Genomic DNA, 15209 nt, shown 5'->3' with positions numbered 1-15209 from the left:
TGCGGGGGGTTGGGGGTGGCGCCGCGGTGGGGCGGGGTCCCGGTGGGCCCGCGCCCCACCGGGACCGCGCCGGACGCGGGGACGCGGGCGGCCCGGTCACCAGGGCTTGCGGTAGCCGGTGGTCAACTGCCGTCCGGGATGGCGCCACTTGGGCTCCTGGTCCACCGTGTGCTCGGTGATCGACCTGAGCTTGCGGATGAGGGTGCCGTAGACCCCGCTGGCGGTGGCGGAGACCTTCGCCCCCGGAGGCTCGTCCATGAACGGCATGAACTTGTCGGGGAAGCCCGGCATGGTGCAGGCGATGCAGATGCCGCCGACGTTGGGGCAGCCTCCGATGCCGTTCATCCAGCCGCGCTTGGGCACGTTGCACTTGACGACCGGGCCCCAGCAGCCGAGTTTGACCAGGCACTTGGGCGAGTCGTAGGTCTGCGCGAACTCGCCCTGCTCGTAGTAGCCGGCCCGGTCGCAGCCCTCGTGCACGGTGGCCCCGAACAGCCAGGTGGGGCGCAGCTTGTCGTCGAGCGGGATCATCGGCGCGGAGCCGGCCGCCTGGTAGAGCAGGTAGGTGAGGGTCTCGGAGAAGTTGTCCGGCTGGATCGGGCAGCCGGGGACGCACACGATCGGGATGCCGGCCTTCGAGGTCCAGTCCCAGCCGAGGTAGTCGGGCACGCCCATGGCGCCGGTGGGGTTGCCCTCCATCGCGTGGATGCCGCCGTACGTGGCGCAGGTGCCGATCGCGACCACGGCGAGGGCCTTGGGCGCGAGGCGGTCGATCCACTCGCTGGTGGTGATGGGCTGGCCGGTCTCCGGATCGTCGCCGAATCCGCACCAGTAGCCCTCGGGCTTGATCTTCTCGTTCGGGATCGAACCTTCGACGACGAGCACGAAGGGGTCGATCTCCCCGCGCTCCCCCTTGAAGAACCATTCGATGAACGTGTCGGCGCCGCCGACCGGTCCGCACTCGAAGTCGATCAGCGGCCAGTGCACGGCGATCTTGGGCAGTCCCGGGAGGACGCCCATGACGATCTCCTCGATGCTGGGCTGCATCGCTGCCGTCAGGGACACCGAGTCGCCGTCGCAGCTCAGTCCGGCGTTGATCCAGAGGATGTGGATCGGGGGGTCCTCTACCGCCGTGCTCGGCGTTGCTGCATCCATGAGGATCGCTCCTTGGGAGGGGATGCGGGGAGGGTGGGTGGGTCGGGAACGGGGGCGGCTGACGGGCAGGTGCTCCGCGCCGGCCTCACCCTTCTTGCTAGCAGCCGGCCGGGCCCGGCGCCCTGTCTTGTACGGCCGGTCCAGTGACCCGGGGCCGCCGCGAGGGCAGGGGCGCGGTGCGCCGTCCCGGCACGGTCCGCTCCAGGTGGGCCGGGGTGCGGTCCGAGGCCTCCTTGCGTACGAAGGCCCGGCGCAGGGCGTGGTACGGGGCCTGCGGGTCGAAGAAGGTCTCCCGCATCCGCGCCAGCTCCGCCTCCCGGTAGGCGGCGAGCGGCCGGACGCTCTCGTCGGCGTCGCGGCGGGCCTTCTTGCCGGCGATCCGGGACAGGACGGCGGGCGAGTCCGCCAGGCGGACGGCGAGCCGGGACGTCTCGTCCGCGAACTCCTGCGGGGCGCAGTCGATCGTACGGTCGACCAGTCCGAGCCTGCGGGCGGCGTCGGCGCTGATCGGCAGGGCGTCGGCGGTGAGGCGGTCCGCGACGCCGGTTCCGGTCCGGCGGGGCAGCGTGTAGGTCCAGTACTCGGATCCGTGCAGGCCCATGAGCCGGTAGTGCGGGTTGAGGACCACGCCGCCCCGGCACCAGACCTCGTCGGCGGCGAGGGCGAGCATGGCCCCGCCGGCGGCCGCATTGCCGCCCAGGGCGGCCACGACGAACCGGTCGGTGGTCGTCAGCACGGCCTCCACCAGGTCGTCCATGGCGTTGATGTTGGCCCAGGACTCCTCGGCCGGGTCGGCGGCCGCCTCGATGACCCCGAGGTGGATGCCGTTGGAGAAGAAGTCGCGGCCGCCGCCGAGGACCAGGACGGAGACGGGCCGCGTGCAGGCCTCGCGGTAGGCGGCGAGCAGGCGCCGGCAGTGCGTGGTGCTCATCGCGCCGCCGGGGAAGGAGAACGTGAGGAAGCCGGCCCCGCCCTGTTCCCGGTAGGTGATGTCGGACCAGGTCCGCGAGCCGCCGTCGGCTGCCGCCTCGGCGTACGGCGGCGCGGGGATCTCGGGGAGCGGCGGCAGCCGGTCGCCGAGGGCGAGGGTGGCGGGGAGTTTGACGGGAGCCGGCCCGGCCGGTTCGCCGGGCAGGCGCCGGGCGCGGAGCTCGGGGATCCACACGGCTCCGTCGGCGGTCGCCCGGCAGATCGCGCCCGCGCGGGTGGCGAGCAGCTCGCCGGGGCGGCCGCGCAGCCGGTCCTCGGGGTGTCCGCCGTGCAGGAACCACTGGCCTCCGAGCAGTTCGTCGAGTACGCCCGGCTGTGAATCGGCGGCGCGCAGCGCGCGGACGACGCTCTGCGTGGAGTCGTTGGCCCAGTCGATGCGGCGCAGCTCCTGGCGCAGGTACGGCCGGGCTCGGCCGGAACTCTGCCGCTCGGGTACGTACGTGCCGCCGGCGTAGCGGTCGACGGCCGTCATCACCGCGGCCAGGGCGGCGTCGGCGATCTCCCCGCGGTAGGCGTCGCTCTTGCCGACGGGCGGCAGCGGGCAGTCCGCGGTGGCCCAGACGTCGCCCGCGTCCATCTCCTCGCAGGCCTGGAGGACGGTGACCCCCCAGCGGGTCGCGTCCTCGGCGATGGCCCAGTCGAGCGCGGAGGGCCCGCGGTCGCCGACGGGCCCCGGGTGGACGATCAGGCAGGTGTGGGCGGACCAGACCTCACGCGGGACGGGGGTCTTCAGCATCGGCGCGAGCACGAGGTCCGGCCGGTGGCGGTCGACGGCCTCGGCGAGGGAGACGCCGGGCAGGGCGAGCTCGACCGCCACGCTGTGCCCGCGGTCCCTCAGTTCCGCGTGGACGCGCTGGGTGAGGCTGTTGAACGCGCTGGCGGCGAGCAGGATGTGCACGTGATCTCCCAAGCGTCCGGCCCCCGCCATCTGCGGCCGCGGCAGGTACGGCCGCTGGCGATCGTCGATCACGGGCGCCCGCGGGCCGGTGAGACCTACGGGGGTGTCACCCGGAAGTGGCCACCCGGAGCCGCCACCTGGTGGAGGCCGTCGCCGTACGACGGCACCCGCCGCCCGTCGCCTCCCGATCTTCGGCGGATATTCTTGATCCGCGCCGCGGGCAGCCGCGGCGCCCGGAAGCAGACGAGATGGAGCCCCCGATGGACGTGCAGCACTTCGAGCGGATCACCGCATTCATCGAGGCGCGGCTGACCCCGCTGTTCGACGAGGCCACCGGCAGCGAGCGCGGTTTCGCGATGGACGACACCTCGCGGGCTCTGCGCGCGCTCCGCAACGCCGTGCTGGAGGCCTCGGCGGTCAAGGGGCTCATCGGGAAGCGGGCCACGGCAGAGCCGGCGCTGCGCCGGGTCATCGACCAGTCGGTGGAGCACCACTGGGACGTGCTGCGCGGCATCGCCCGCCAGTGGGAGGACCACGGCGACTTCCTGCGCGAGTTCAAGCGGCACGCCTGGGAGCTCGACGAGGCCCTGGCCGCTCCGGCCGCCACGGAGGGCTGAGCCCCGCGGCACCCGTGGCTCCGGTACGGGTCCGCCGTGCCGGAGCGACAATGGGGTGAGACCCACTGCCACGCCGGCAGGAGACGAAGATGAACGGCTCGGTCCCCATCGGACGTGTCGTCGGCGTACCGCTGCGGATGCACTGGAGCGTGCCGCTGCTCGTGGTGCTGTTCGCGTACGGGCTCGGCCGCCAGACCCTCCCCGTGTGGACTCCCGGGCGCTCGAACGCCGTGTACACCCTCGCCAGCGTGGTGGGGGCCCTGCTGCTGATGGGCAGCCTGCTCCTGCACGAGACCGCGCACGCCGCGACGGCCCGCCGCAGCAAGATCTCCGTCGAGGACGTCACCCTGTGGGCGCTGGGCGGGATGACCCGGATGGGCCGGCCGCAGAGCGCCGGGGCGGCCTTCGCCGTGGCCGTGAGCGGTCCGCTGACCAGCCTGGTCATCGGCGGCGCCGCGGTCGGCGCGGGGATCGGGCTGGATTCCCTGCTCGGCTGGGCGGTGCCCGCCGCCGTCCTGGTCTGGCTGGGCTGGGCGAACCTCTTCCTCGGCGTGTTCAACCTGCTCCCGGCCTCGCCGCTCGACGGCGGACGGGTGCTCCAGGCGCTGCTGTGGTGGCGTACGGGCGACCGGGACCGCGCGGACCGGGCGGCGTCGCGCAGCGGGCAGGTCATGGGCGTACTGCTGGCGGCGCTGGGCTGGGTCTCCTTCCTGCGCGGCTCCTCGGGCGGGCTGTGGCTCGTCGTCATCGGCCTCTTCATCACGTTCGTCGCGGGCGCGGAGCGCCAGCGAGCCGTCCTGCAGACGGGGCTGCGGGGTGTGCGCGTGGCCGATGCCATGTCGAGCCCGGTGGCGGCCGGCGCCGACTGGCTGAGCGTGCGGCGGTTCATCGAGGAGGTGGCCGTCGGATCCCGGCACTCCGCTCTGCCGCTGCTCGATTTCGACGGACGCCCGAGCGGGGTGGTGCACGTACGCGGGCTGGCCCGGATCCCGGAGGCGCAGCGGGACGCGCTGCGGGTGCGGGACGCGGCGACCCCGCTGGAGCGGTGCGCGGTGGCGGCCCCCGGTGATCTGCTGGGCGAGGCCCTGGACGCCCTGAGGCCGGGTGTCGGGCTGCCGCTCCTGGTGGTGGACGCGGACCGGCTGGTGGGGATCGTCACCGCGAAGGACGTCACCCGGCTCGTGGAGCGGCAGGCGCTGCGCGGGGGCGGGGCCCGGGAGCCCGGGAGCCCGGGTGAGTGAGGCACCGGCGGGCGCGCGGCGGGACAATGGGGGTGCGATGCCGTACGTAGCCGTGAGCGCCCTGAGCCATGCCGGGCTGGTACGCGACCACAACGAGGACAGCCTCGTCGTCGGGCCGTGGACGCTGTGCGCCGGTGTGACCCGCAACCCGCAGACGTTCGTGTTCCCGCTCGGTGCGCCGCTGGTCGTCGCGGTCGCCGACGGGATCGGCGGACAGCCGGCCGGGGAGGTGGCCAGTGCGCTGGTCGTACGGCAGCTGGCGATGCTCGGGCCTTCCCTGGAGAGCGAGGGGGCCGTCCGCGAGGCGCTCGCCCTGTGCAACCGCGCGGTGTTCGCGGCCGGTGACAGCGATCCGGAGCTGGCCACCATGGGCACGACCGTGGCGGGTGCGGTCGTACTGGAGGACTCGCTGATCTCGTTCAACGTCGGTGACAGCCGGGTGCTCGACGCCACGGCGCAGGAGCTCCGGCAGGTGAGCGTCGACGACAATCCGCCGCTGGAGCCGGGGCAGCGCACCACGTCCCTGCTGACCCAGGCGCTCGGCGGTGCCCGCCGGTACGGCGGGATCACCCCGCACGTCTCGACGCAGCCGCTGCCGGCCGGAGCCCGCTACCTGGTGTGCTCGGACGGGCTGACCGACCCGGTGCTGCCCGAGCAGCTCGACGAGCTGCTGCGGGTGCACGACGACGGCAAGGCGGCCTTCGAGCTGTGGAAGGCCGCCATCGAGGCCGGCGGCCCGGACAACATCACGCTCGCCCTGGTCCGGATCGGCGACTAGGGACCGGTCCGGTCACCGAATGTGACCGTAGGGGGCGCGGGGCCGGAGCGGCTACGGCCGTCGGCGCGGCTTTCCGCCCTTGCTGCCCTTGGCGCCCTTTGCGCCGCCCTTCGCCCCGCCCGAGCCGCCGGATCCGCCGCGCGGGTTCTTGGCGCCCGTCTTCCCGGCCGCGGGCTTGCGCCCCGTGCCCGCCGCGTCGGGGCGCTTGCGTTGCTTCGGCTGCGGCGGGGTCGGGGCCCCGCGGCCGCGCGTGCTGTTGACCGTCCGGCCGCGCACGATCCCGATGAACTCCTCGACCAGATCGGACGGTTCACCGTCGAGCTCGAGGAACGACAGGGCGACCCGGGACTGGGGCGCGTCCGTCACCGTCCGGTAGGTGAGGTCCTTGCGGTGGTGCAGGCGGGCCAGGGACTGCGGGACGGCGAGGACGCCGATCCCGGCCGCCACCAGCTCGATCGCGTCCGCGGTCGTCGCGGGGCGTTCGAACGCGGGCTTGCCGGGCAGGCTCTCCCAGTCCAGGGTGTCGTCCAGCGGGTGCAGCACGATCTCGTCGGCGAGGTCCCCGGTGGAGACCTCTTCCACGGCCGCCACGAGGTGGTCCTTGGGGACCACGACGACCGTGGTCTCGGTGTAGAGGGGGATCGCGGCCAGGCCCGTCCGGTCGATCGGCATCCGTACGAACGCGGCGTCGGCCTCGCCGCCCCGCAGTGCGCCGGGGGCTTCGGCGGCGGACACCTGCAGGAGGGTCAGCGGGACGTCCGGCAGGCGCTCGTTCCAGATCCGCACCCACTTGCTGGGCGTCACTCCGGGGACGTACGCGAGCCGGAACGATGGAGATGCCGTGGGAGATGCTTCCGAGCCTGTCACCCGGCCAGGTTACCGGCCGTGGTCAGAAGTAGCGCACACGCTCGATACCCTTGACCCCATGACGTCGCACAAGACCACCCAGACCATGAAGCCCGCCACCGCGGCGAAGAAGCTGGGTGTGTACCTCGAAGCCACCCCCGCTGAGTTCCAGGAGGGTGTCGTGACCCGCAGCGAGCTGAACGCGCTGCAGGCCGAGCCGCCCCAGTGGCTGCAGGAACTGCGACGCAACGGCCCGCACCCCCGGCCCGTGGTCGCGTCCAAGCTCGGCGTCTCGATCGCCGGCCTCGCGCGCGGCGGGGTCACCGAGGCCCTCACCACGGAGCAGATCGACACGCTGAAGCAGGAGAACCCGGAGTGGCTCCAGAAGGAGCGGGCCACCCAGGCCGAGGTCCGCAAGGAAGCGGTCCGCATCAAGGAGAAGCAAGCCGAGCAGGCGGAGCGCCTTCAGCAGTCCGGTTCCTGACCGGCGTGCGCCGTGGGGCGCCGGGGCGGTGCCCCTGACGCCGAAGTGCCCCGAAGCGCCCGCCCCGTCCGCATTTCATCAAAGATCACCGGAATGCGGACGGCGCGCCCTGGGCAGACCTGCGGCGTGATCTCGCAACTCCTCGCCCCGTTCCGGCGCGCCCGCACCACCCTCGTCTTCTCCGCCGACTTCGGCTCGGCCTCCCGATGGGTCGCCGGCCGGACCTCGGCCTTCCCGGACAACGGCCCGGTCAATCCGGGCGACAACAAACTGGACCACCTGGTCGACGACCCCTCCTACAGCCGCGGCGGGACCTTCCGCGCCACCCGGCGGCCCGACGGCAACTGGGACTCCGGCCTGCTGACCACCGAAGGCAGCGCAGAGGGCTTCCTGCTGCGCGCAGAGGACGTACTGGAAGCCCGGGTCCGGCTGCCGGAGGCCGTCGGCGCCTGGCCCGCGATCTGGACCTGGCGGGACGGCGGCCAGGAGGTCGACGTCTTCGAGTACCACCCGGACAACCCGGACCTGCTGGAACTCTCCAACCACGTCCGGGGCGGGGGCTCGCACTACTACCACGACCCGGCCATCCGCCCCGGCGCATGGGTCGACCTCAAGGTCAAGTTCGGTACGACCTCGGTCGTCTGGTGGGTCAACGGCGCCCGCGCGTACGCCGATCACAGCGGGGTGGGCCGGCGCTGGCGGGCGTACCTCATCGTGAACCTCTCCGTGTGCGCCGGCCGCTACCACCCGGCTCCCGACCACTCCCTCTCGGAGATGTCGTACGAGGTCTCGGACCTGCGGGTGTACCGCAGTTAGGCCGGGATCACCTCTCGGTGACCTCCGCACCGACGATCACACCACCGGACACGGTGTACGTGCCCTGGTACACCCGCAGCGTGCCGTCCGTCTGGAGCGCACGGATCAGGACACGGACCCGGCCGGCGTCCACCGTGTTCGCCGAGCCGAGCGAGATGCTCGCCGTCGTGTCGTAGCCCGCCACCCACTTCGCGTAGGAGGTGTGGGCGATGTTCCTGCCGCCGAGTTCCCAGGCGGCCTCGAAGTCCCGGTTCACGAGGTCCTGGTAGTACTCCTCCACCACGTCGCCCGGATCGTCCGGACGGGGCGGGCTCGCCTCCGCGGGAGGCTGGACGGCAGGGGTGTACACCCCGGACGGGGTGGAAGCAGGAGTGGGCCGGGCCGGATCCGGGGTGGAGGGCGGCACGACGGCCGGCGGCGTGGCGGAGCCGCCGCCCGCTCCCCACGGCAGACCGCTCGGGGCCGCGCCGGCCGTCCGCTCCGCAGGCGCGGGGGCGACGGCGATGAGCACTCCCGCGGTCCCCCCGCCCACGACCACGAGAGCAGCCACCAGCCACAGCAGCCACCGGGGAAGCACCGTGAATCCCACACGGACGTAGCCGGGCCCGGCGGGCCGGGAGGGTGGCATGGTCATCTCCTTCGAACCCCCTCGCTCACAGACCGCGAATCGCCTCTTCGATCGGCTCCGCGAGGGAGACCAGCGTGGTGAATCCCGCCACCGCGCTCAGGAGCGCCCTGGCGAGCATCCGCAGCTTTCCCATCCGCGGGTTTTCGCAGGCGAGCTCCTCACGCGCGTCCTCCGCCGTCTCGATCAGATCGGCGCGGTCGGGGTGATCGGAGCGGCCGAGCGCTTCGATCAGCAGGGAGACCAGGTCCCGGATCTCCCCGGGCGATCGCTGCCGCCCGTCGCCGACCTGTGTCGGACCGCTGCTGCGGATCTCGACCTGTGCGCTCCTGCCGCTCGCCACCGCGGAGGAGACGACATTCGAGCCGCCCGTGGCGATGATCCCGTCGTTGTTCCGCATTTCTTTTCCTGCCCCTCGACCTGGTCAGTCCATTTTCACGCGCGGTAGTTTGCTGAGGATTTTCGACGAGATGCTGGAGTTCTCACCGGAAGCGACGGAACTGGCGTGGACGCTCGCTCCGTGGCTCGCGATGATCCCGTGATTGATGATCAATTCCTGCCGCTGCACCAGCTCGTCCGTGTGGATTCCATGAGCCTCCGCGAACTCGACGATCGCGTTCAGCACCCTCTTCTCGATGGCCTTGAGGACCATGCCGCTGTCCGCTTCCTGGAAGTAGCGCTGGTGGCTCTGGTCGGCGACGTTGCGGCGCACGGCCTGCCGGGCCCCGTAGTCGAAGCGCCGCAGCTGCGTGATCAGCTTGTCCTGGCCCCGGACCCGGAAGTACATCCAGAAATCGGGGGCGAATCCCGCGATCGCGCGCCACGGCGAGGCCAGCAGCTCGAACACCGTGGGGACCAGGGTTGCGGCCGCGAGCCTGAGCACCTCGAACAGGGACGGGCTGGGCATGAGGGTGTCGACGAGCCGGTAGCCGTCGCGCAGGGGGAAGAGCACCGTCGGGGACGCCTCGACGACGAGACTCGAGTCCGAGCGGACGAAGCGGACGAAGAGGGACGTCACCAGCTCGCCGCCCCAGCCCGTGGAGTGCACCCCGAGGTAGGGCCGGGCCTTCTCCTCCGGCGAGCGCTTCAGCGCGTCCATGGCGCCGGACGTGATGGCGGTGACGGGCCGGCTGAGCGGATCGGGGAGGAAGCGCCTGTCCTCCCGGACCGCCGAGCCGTCGACGAAGAGCCGCTCCTCGATCTCCAGACAGGGCAGGCCCAGCGTGGCGAGCCGTCCGGCGACGTGGGCGTAGAGGTCCACCACGTCGAAGTCCCGCGGCTCGGCCCCCGGCCGGCTGGGCGAGGTGACGTCGAAGGCCAGTGACCACGAGTCGCGGTCGGATCCGTACCCGGCGAACGGCGAATAGCCGCTGTAGGTGGTGACGTTCCCCTCGGCGTACTCGCCGATCTCGCGCAAGCGCACCGCGACGCCCAGGCTGATCGGCTCGGGAGCGGCCGCGGCGTCGAAGCTGTCCGGGCGCAGACTCTGCATCGACCGGCCGTACTTGGTGGAGAGCTCGAACGAGAACACCGTCACCCAGGCGAGGAACAGCATCAGCAGGGCGATCCAGGGCATCCCCACCCACAGCTGGAAGACGAGGAGGAACAGGAGCAGGAAGGCGAGCAGGATGTCCCGGCTGTGTCTGCGGGCGTTCGCGAGGTACGCGTGCTTGAGCACGACCGGCACATCGCACGCCGGGGCCGCGGCCACACCCAGATGCGGCTCGGCCGCCACGTCCTTGACGAGGGACCTCGCGTACTCGCGCTCCAGGTACGCGGCCGCGCACAGATACCTGGTCACGTCCCGGCTGCCACCCCATGCCGGAACCGCAGTGCGGCGCGCGGCGACCGAACCTGTCATGACGCCCCCCGATTTCAAGCCATTCCGCTTTCACGCACGCACCACGAGCCTTGCCAAGCGTGGTCGGGGGCGCTGCAATGCCGATGAAATTTCGATGATGCGCGCGAAATGAGGATGCGAGTGGACGGGGATTCTCCGCAGCGGCTCCGGATCGAGCTGCTCGGTCCGGTCCGGGCCTGGCGAGGAACGACGCCGCTGGACCTGGGACCCGTCCGGCGACAGGCCGTGCTGGCCGCGATGGTCCTGCGGGCGGGCAGCGCCATCAGCCATGAGGACCTCCTCGACGGGGTGTGGGGCGCGGCGCCGCCGGGATCCGGCCACCGGGTCCTGCCGAGCTACGTCTACGCGCTGCGCAAGGCCCTCGACGCGCAGGCCACGGGGTACGAGGATTCGGTGATCCGCAGCAGTCAGGGCCGGTACGGCATGGCCATGGACCGGATCCATGTCGACGTGGCCGATATGGCGGGACGGCTCCGGGACGCGCGGCGTGCGAAGGAGTCCGGTGACCTGGCCGGCGCGATGGCCGGATTCACCGATGCGCTCGCGCTGTACCGGGGAGAGCCCCTGGCGGGGCTGCCGGGGCCGCTCGCACAGGCCGAGCGGCGGCGGCTGGCGGACCGGCGGCGCGCGCTCGAGTCGGAGCGGCTCGAATGCCTCGTCCTGTCGGGCCGGGCCGGCGAGGCCCTGGACGGTCTGGCCACGCTGTCCGCCGCCGAGCCGTACGACGAGGCGGTCCTGGCCCTGCACATGCGGGCCCTGTACGCCAACGAGCGCCAGGCCGAGGCCCTGAACGCCTACCAGGGCATGCGCGAGCGGCTGCGCGACGAGCTCGGGGTCAGCCCGGGCGACGCGCTGGGCCAGGTGTACGAAGCGGTGCTGCGCCGCGACGACGCGCTGCTCCTCGGCCCGGAGGGGGCCCGCCTCGCCGCGCTCTCCCCCGGCGGCCCGGCCGCCGTCCCCGTACCTCCCCGCCCCCGCCCCCGCCGCCCCGTCAACGAATTGCCGGGCATCACCGGTGTCCTCATCGGGCGGGAGCGCGAACGGGCGCTGCTGGCCGCTCCCTTCCCGCCCGGCTCCGTGGGGGTCGCGACCGTCGACGGCATCGCCGGGATCGGCAAGACCGCCCTCGTCGTCCGCGCGGCCCAGGAACTGCGCGCCCGCCATCCGGACGGCTGCCTCTTCGTCGACCTGCGCGCCCACAGCCCGGGACGGCAGAAGCTCTCGCCACAGCGGGTGCTGCGGCGACTGCTGCGCTCGATCGGCGCGGCCGACAGCGAGGTTCCGGCCGATCTCGACGAACTCACCACCGCCTGGCATGCGGTGACCGAATCCCTGCGGCTGCTCCTCGTCCTGGACGACGCCGTGGGGAGTGCACAGATCCGGCCATTGCTCCCCGCCGGGCCGGGCAGCATGGTGATCGTGGCCAGTCGCCAGAGGCTGGCCGGACTGGACGCCGACCGGCGCATCACGCTGGAACCCCTGGAGACGGGCGAGGCGCAGACCCTGCTCGGGCAGCTCGTCGGGGAGGAGCGCACGGCCGGGGAAGAGACGGCCGCGCGCGAGCTGGCACGGCTGTGCGGAGGGCTGCCGCTGGCGCTGCGCATCGCCGGGACACGGCTGCAGACCCGCCCCGTCTGGACCCTCGCCCATCTGGTGGACCGTATGGCGGACGACGATCACCGGCTCGGTGAGCTCCGTGCCGGGGACCGCAGCCTGGAGGCCGCCTTCCGTCTGTCGTACGACCAGCTCGCCCCCGCGCAGCAGCGGGCGTTCCGCACCCTGGGCCTGACGCCGACGAGCGAGTTCGACGCCCTCACGCCGGCGGCCATGCTGGGCCGGCCGGCCCGCGACGCCGAGCAGATCCTGGAGGGCCTGGTCGACACGAGCCTGGTACAGCAGCCCCGGCCGGGCCGCTACCGACTGCACGACCTGGTACGGGTCCACGCCCGGCGGCTCGCGGAGGCCGCCCCGGCCGAAGCGGGGGCGGCGCGCACCGCCGTACTCCGCCTCTACGTGGAAGCGGGCCGGACCGCCAGCGACTGGGGCTCCAGCGGCTTCCCCACCGGACCGCCCGGGACAGGAGCCTTCGCGGACTGGGCCGACGCGAGTGCCTGGCTGAACGCCGCCGACGCGGAACTCGCCGACGTCGTCGGCCACGCGGCAGGCCTCGGCGAGGCCGACCACGCCTGCTGGATCGCCGAGGCGCTGACCGACCACTTCATCCGCCGGGGCCGCTACCACGAAGGCCGCACGGCGTTGGAGATCGCCCTCCCCCAGGCGGACCGGGCCACCGACCGGCGGATGGTGCCCGCCCTGCGCAACTGCATGGGGATCATCGACATCTACCGGGGCGACGCCGAACAGGCACGCGCGACCTTCGCAGAAGCCCTGCGCCTGAGCCGCCACGGCGGGGACCGGCACGAGGAGGCCCGGGCCCTGAGCGGGATCGGGACCGCCGAGCTGAACGCGGGCCGGCCCGAGCAGGCCATCGCCCCCCTCACCGCGGGGGTCGACCTGGCCCGGCGGCTGGAGGACGACTGGATCGCGGCCATGGCGCTCTGCGTGCTCGGGACCGTCCACCGCATGCGGGGGCGGACCCGGGAGGCGCTCCTCTGCTTCGCCGAGTCCGCCGTCCACGCCGAGGCGAACGGGCGGCCCACCATGATCAGCAGGGTCTTGAGCTGCGCCGCCGAAGTCCACCTCGACCTCGGCGAGTTCACCGAGGCCAAGGAGCTCCTGAGCCGGGCGGCGCACCTGGTCCAGCAGGCCGGCGACATCCCCCTGACCGCGATCACGCTGAGCATGCTGGGTACGGCGGAGCTGGGGGCGGGGAACCTGGAGGCGGCGCTGGCCCTCCACCACGACGCCCTCTCCCGGCTCCAGTCGCTGTCCCCGCTGAACGAGCCCCACCAGACCCGTATGGAGATGGCGATCCGCAGCAGGCTGGGCCGCGCCTACTCGGCCGCGGGCCGGGTCCGCGAAGCGGGGCAGCAGTTCCGGACGGTCCTCGCCTTCCCCGGCGCCGGCGCGTATCCCGCGGAGCGCGCGCTCGCGGTCGCCGGGCTCAGGGACTGCGAGGCCTCATAGGGCGCCACCCTCGTGGGGCCGCGGCCGGACGCCGGGCCGGGGCCCGTCCGCCGGATCGGGCCCCGGGATCCGTCCCCCGGGTCGTGTCGTCGAAGTCCCGTCCGGCCGGCGGGGCCTGGCACGCACGCTCGGGCGGCCGACGCCATTTTGACGACACTCCCTAGCCGTGGCCCACCGCCGCCTCCAGTCGCTGTTCCAGGCGGCGGAAGTTGCGCTCGCCCACCGCGTGCCACAGCACCCGGGGCGGCAGCGGCAGGTGGCCCATGATCAGGATCTGTTCGCCCGGGTCCGCGTCCTTGAGGATCATCCCGAGGACGGTGAACAGCTTGCTCTTGGGCACGGCCGCGCTCGCCGCGTCGCCGATCTCGTCCCATTCCACCTGTGACACCACCCCCGGTACGAGCGGCAGCGCCTCGCGCTCCTCCTGGTCGAAGTGGTCCCCGGCGGCCTTGGACAGCCGGTCGAACGTGTCTGCCAGCTCCTCCCGATGGGTGCTTCCCCCGGCGGCCGCCCACGCCCCGAGCAGGTCCTTCGCCCGTGCGAGCAGGGACGACAGCTCGGCGTGCTGGCCCCGCAGCCGCTTCCACAACCCGCCCTGCCCGGGAAGGCGTTCGGCCAGCTTGGGCCACAGCAGCCGGTCCTCGCCCTCGTGGTGGTCGTGCAGGGTGTCCAGCAGCAGCTCCAGCCGGTCCGCGACCAGCCTGACCTGGGCGCGGCTGCCGTGGCGCACTCCGCGCACCCGGCCCGCCGCCTCCCCGAACTCGCGCCGGAACATCCGGTGGACCACCACCATGTCGTGCGTCGTGATCGGTTTTCCCTGGTTCTGCATCGAATTCGCCATCGACCGTGACCCCCGCCCTGGTGGGTGTACCGGGCTCCAGCGTGCCGGGCGGCCCGCCGTCTGCGACAGGGGCGCACGGCGGCGCTCCAGCGCCCCCGGGGAGCCCGGTCCCGGAGCCCGGTCTATGCCAGGCTGCGCACCCTCTGGTCGCGGAGCCCGTAGCGGGCGGCGACGACCGCCAGCCTGCCGTCGGATATGCGCCGGGCGAAGTCGGGTTCGGCCGCGAGCAGGTCGCGGGTGCGCCGGGCGTGCGCGTCGATGGTGGCGTCGATCCGGGCCTCGCCCTCCCGGGTGTGGTCGATGGAGGGCCGGATCCGGTCGGCCAGGTACTGGATGTGCGCGGGCAGCGGCTCACCGGTCTCGTCGGCGTGGACGGCGGCGCCGACCGCCCCGCAGGACTGGTGGCCGAGCACCAGCACCAGCGGGATCTCCAGTTCCAGTACCCCGAACGCGACGCTGCCGAGGACGGCCTCGTCCAGCACCTCGCCTGCCGAGCGCACGGTCAGGAGGTCGCCGAGCCCCTGGTCGAAGACGAGCTCGGGGGGCACGCGGGAGTCGACGCAGCCGAGGACGATCGCGAAGGGGTGCTGGGCCTTGGTCAGACGGAGCCTCAGGAAGGCCGACTCGTGCGGGTGTTCCTGCGCGTACGTACGCCAGCGCCGGTTGCCCGCGGTCAGCCGGCGCAGTGCCTCCTCCGGGGAGACCGGGCCCGTGGCGGCCTCCGCCTCGGCGGGCGGCGCCGGGGCCGGGGCGGCCGAGGCGGGGAAGGCGGCGGCGAGGGGGAGGACGGACCCCAGGGCCGCCGAGCCCGCCGCGGCGGCGAGGAGCAGGCCGCGGCGGCTGGGCGAAGGGGTGTCCAGTGTCTGCGTGTTCGAATCCATCGCGGGACGGTAACCCCGCCTCCGGGTCCCCTGCCCGGGTGCGGCACGCAATATCGGAAGTCCGGCGGGGCCGGCCGGCTCCGCCCCTC

The 15209-nt window shown here is 73.2% G+C and carries 14 protein-coding genes; 6 read left to right on the top strand and 8 right to left on the bottom strand.

Annotated elements, in window-relative coordinates; translation table 11 throughout:
- Positions 1-96 precede the first annotated feature (96 nt).
- Positions 97-1155 (bottom strand): hydrogenase expression protein HypE, encoded by a 1059-nt coding sequence (locus ACFXGI_RS05405; RefSeq protein WP_053693570.1) that lies wholly within the window; start codon positions 1153-1155, stop codon positions 97-99.
- A 97-nt stretch (positions 1156-1252) separates the two neighbouring features.
- Complete coding sequence (locus tag ACFXGI_RS05400; protein ID WP_384703626.1) at positions 1253-3043, bottom strand: hydrogenase maturation protein; 1791 nt, start codon at positions 3041-3043, stop codon at positions 1253-1255.
- A 260-nt stretch (positions 3044-3303) separates the two neighbouring features.
- Between ACFXGI_RS05400 and ACFXGI_RS05395 the strand changes: the two genes are divergently transcribed.
- The 3 genes from ACFXGI_RS05395 (at position 3304) to ACFXGI_RS05385 (ending at position 5679) form a co-directional block, all read left to right on the top strand.
- Entirely contained in the window at positions 3304-3660 is a 357-nt protein-coding gene (locus ACFXGI_RS05395) for a hypothetical protein (RefSeq protein WP_384703623.1), read from the top strand.
- A gap of 89 nt (positions 3661-3749) precedes the next feature.
- Positions 3750-4901, top strand: a complete 1152-nt coding sequence (locus ACFXGI_RS05390) for a site-2 protease family protein (RefSeq protein ID WP_384703620.1) — start codon at positions 3750-3752, stop codon at positions 4899-4901.
- 37 nt (positions 4902-4938) lie between these two features.
- On the top strand, positions 4939-5679 hold the full coding sequence (locus tag ACFXGI_RS05385; RefSeq protein ID WP_384703617.1) for a PP2C family protein-serine/threonine phosphatase: 741 nt from the start codon (positions 4939-4941) through the stop codon (positions 5677-5679).
- A gap of 51 nt (positions 5680-5730) precedes the next feature.
- On the opposite strand, the gene ACFXGI_RS05380 is transcribed toward ACFXGI_RS05385, so the two are convergent.
- Entirely contained in the window at positions 5731-6546 is an 816-nt protein-coding gene (locus ACFXGI_RS05380) for a LysR family transcriptional regulator substrate-binding protein (RefSeq protein WP_384703614.1), read from the bottom strand.
- A 58-nt stretch (positions 6547-6604) separates the two neighbouring features.
- Between ACFXGI_RS05380 and ACFXGI_RS05375 the strand changes: the two genes are divergently transcribed.
- Positions 6605-7009: a DUF5997 family protein gene (locus tag ACFXGI_RS05375; protein WP_384703611.1), complete on the top strand. Its 405-nt coding sequence runs from the start codon at positions 6605-6607 to the stop codon at positions 7007-7009.
- A 126-nt stretch (positions 7010-7135) separates the two neighbouring features.
- Positions 7136-7825: a beta-glucanase gene (locus ACFXGI_RS05370; protein ID WP_384703608.1), complete on the top strand. Its 690-nt coding sequence runs from the start codon at positions 7136-7138 to the stop codon at positions 7823-7825.
- Between the two features lie 7 nt (positions 7826-7832).
- Here the strand turns inward: ACFXGI_RS05370 and ACFXGI_RS05365 are convergent, their stop codons facing one another.
- The 3 genes from ACFXGI_RS05365 to ACFXGI_RS05355 are packed head-to-tail and all read right to left on the bottom strand — an operon-like array spanning position 7833 to position 10251.
- Positions 7833-8453 carry a hypothetical protein gene (locus tag ACFXGI_RS05365; protein ID WP_384703605.1) on the bottom strand — a complete coding sequence of 207 codons (621 nt, stop codon included), beginning with the start codon at positions 8451-8453 and terminating at the stop codon, positions 7833-7835.
- Positions 8454-8478: 25 nt separating this feature from the next.
- The gene (locus tag ACFXGI_RS05360) at positions 8479-8850 is read right to left on the bottom strand and encodes a hypothetical protein (protein ID WP_384703602.1); all 372 of its coding nucleotides are present in this window, start codon (positions 8848-8850) and stop codon (positions 8479-8481) included.
- 24 nt (positions 8851-8874) lie between these two features.
- The gene (locus ACFXGI_RS05355; RefSeq protein WP_384703599.1) at positions 8875-10251 is read right to left on the bottom strand and encodes a zinc ribbon domain-containing protein; all 1377 of its coding nucleotides are present in this window, start codon (positions 10249-10251) and stop codon (positions 8875-8877) included.
- Between the two features lie 180 nt (positions 10252-10431).
- On the opposite strand from ACFXGI_RS05355, the gene ACFXGI_RS05350 reads away from it, so the two are divergent.
- Positions 10432-13398: a BTAD domain-containing putative transcriptional regulator gene (locus ACFXGI_RS05350; protein ID WP_384703595.1), complete on the top strand. Its 2967-nt coding sequence runs from the start codon at positions 10432-10434 to the stop codon at positions 13396-13398.
- Between the two features lie 160 nt (positions 13399-13558).
- Here the strand turns inward: ACFXGI_RS05350 and ACFXGI_RS05345 are convergent, their stop codons facing one another.
- Both ACFXGI_RS05345 and ACFXGI_RS05340 read right to left on the bottom strand, forming a co-directional pair.
- Positions 13559-14227: a hemerythrin domain-containing protein gene (locus tag ACFXGI_RS05345; protein WP_384703592.1), complete on the bottom strand. Its 669-nt coding sequence runs from the start codon at positions 14225-14227 to the stop codon at positions 13559-13561.
- 134 nt (positions 14228-14361) lie between these two features.
- The gene (locus tag ACFXGI_RS05340) at positions 14362-15120 is read right to left on the bottom strand and encodes a carbonic anhydrase (RefSeq protein ID WP_384703589.1); all 759 of its coding nucleotides are present in this window, start codon (positions 15118-15120) and stop codon (positions 14362-14364) included.
- Positions 15121-15209 lie beyond the last annotated feature (89 nt).

It is taken from the genome of Streptomyces sp. NPDC059355 (genome assembly GCF_042752335.1).
In the GTDB taxonomy this organism is placed as follows: Bacteria; Actinomycetota; Actinomycetes; order Streptomycetales; family Streptomycetaceae; genus Streptomyces.
This window is presented reverse-complemented; position numbering and strand designations above follow the sequence as displayed.

Bases quoted from the DNA above. Each gene is read 5' to 3' on its own strand.
- ACFXGI_RS05375 (WP_384703611.1), top strand. From the start codon at position 6,605: ATGACGTCGCACAAGACCACCCAGACCATGAAGCCCGCCACCGCGGCG.
- ACFXGI_RS05340 (WP_384703589.1), bottom strand. From the start codon at position 15,120: ATGGATTCGAACACGCAGACACTGGACACCCCTTCGCCCAGCCGCCGC.
- ACFXGI_RS05385 (WP_384703617.1), top strand. From the start codon at position 4,939: ATGCCGTACGTAGCCGTGAGCGCCCTGAGCCATGCCGGGCTGGTACGC.
- ACFXGI_RS05360 (WP_384703602.1), bottom strand. From the start codon at position 8,850: ATGCGGAACAACGACGGGATCATCGCCACGGGCGGCTCGAATGTCGTC.
- ACFXGI_RS05365 (WP_384703605.1), bottom strand. From the start codon at position 8,453: ATGCCACCCTCCCGGCCCGCCGGGCCCGGCTACGTCCGTGTGGGATTC.
- ACFXGI_RS05390 (WP_384703620.1), top strand. From the start codon at position 3,750: ATGAACGGCTCGGTCCCCATCGGACGTGTCGTCGGCGTACCGCTGCGG.
- ACFXGI_RS05405 (WP_053693570.1), bottom strand. From the start codon at position 1,155: ATGGATGCAGCAACGCCGAGCACGGCGGTAGAGGACCCCCCGATCCAC.
- ACFXGI_RS05395 (WP_384703623.1), top strand. From the start codon at position 3,304: ATGGACGTGCAGCACTTCGAGCGGATCACCGCATTCATCGAGGCGCGG.
- ACFXGI_RS05345 (WP_384703592.1), bottom strand. From the start codon at position 14,227: ATGCAGAACCAGGGAAAACCGATCACGACGCACGACATGGTGGTGGTC.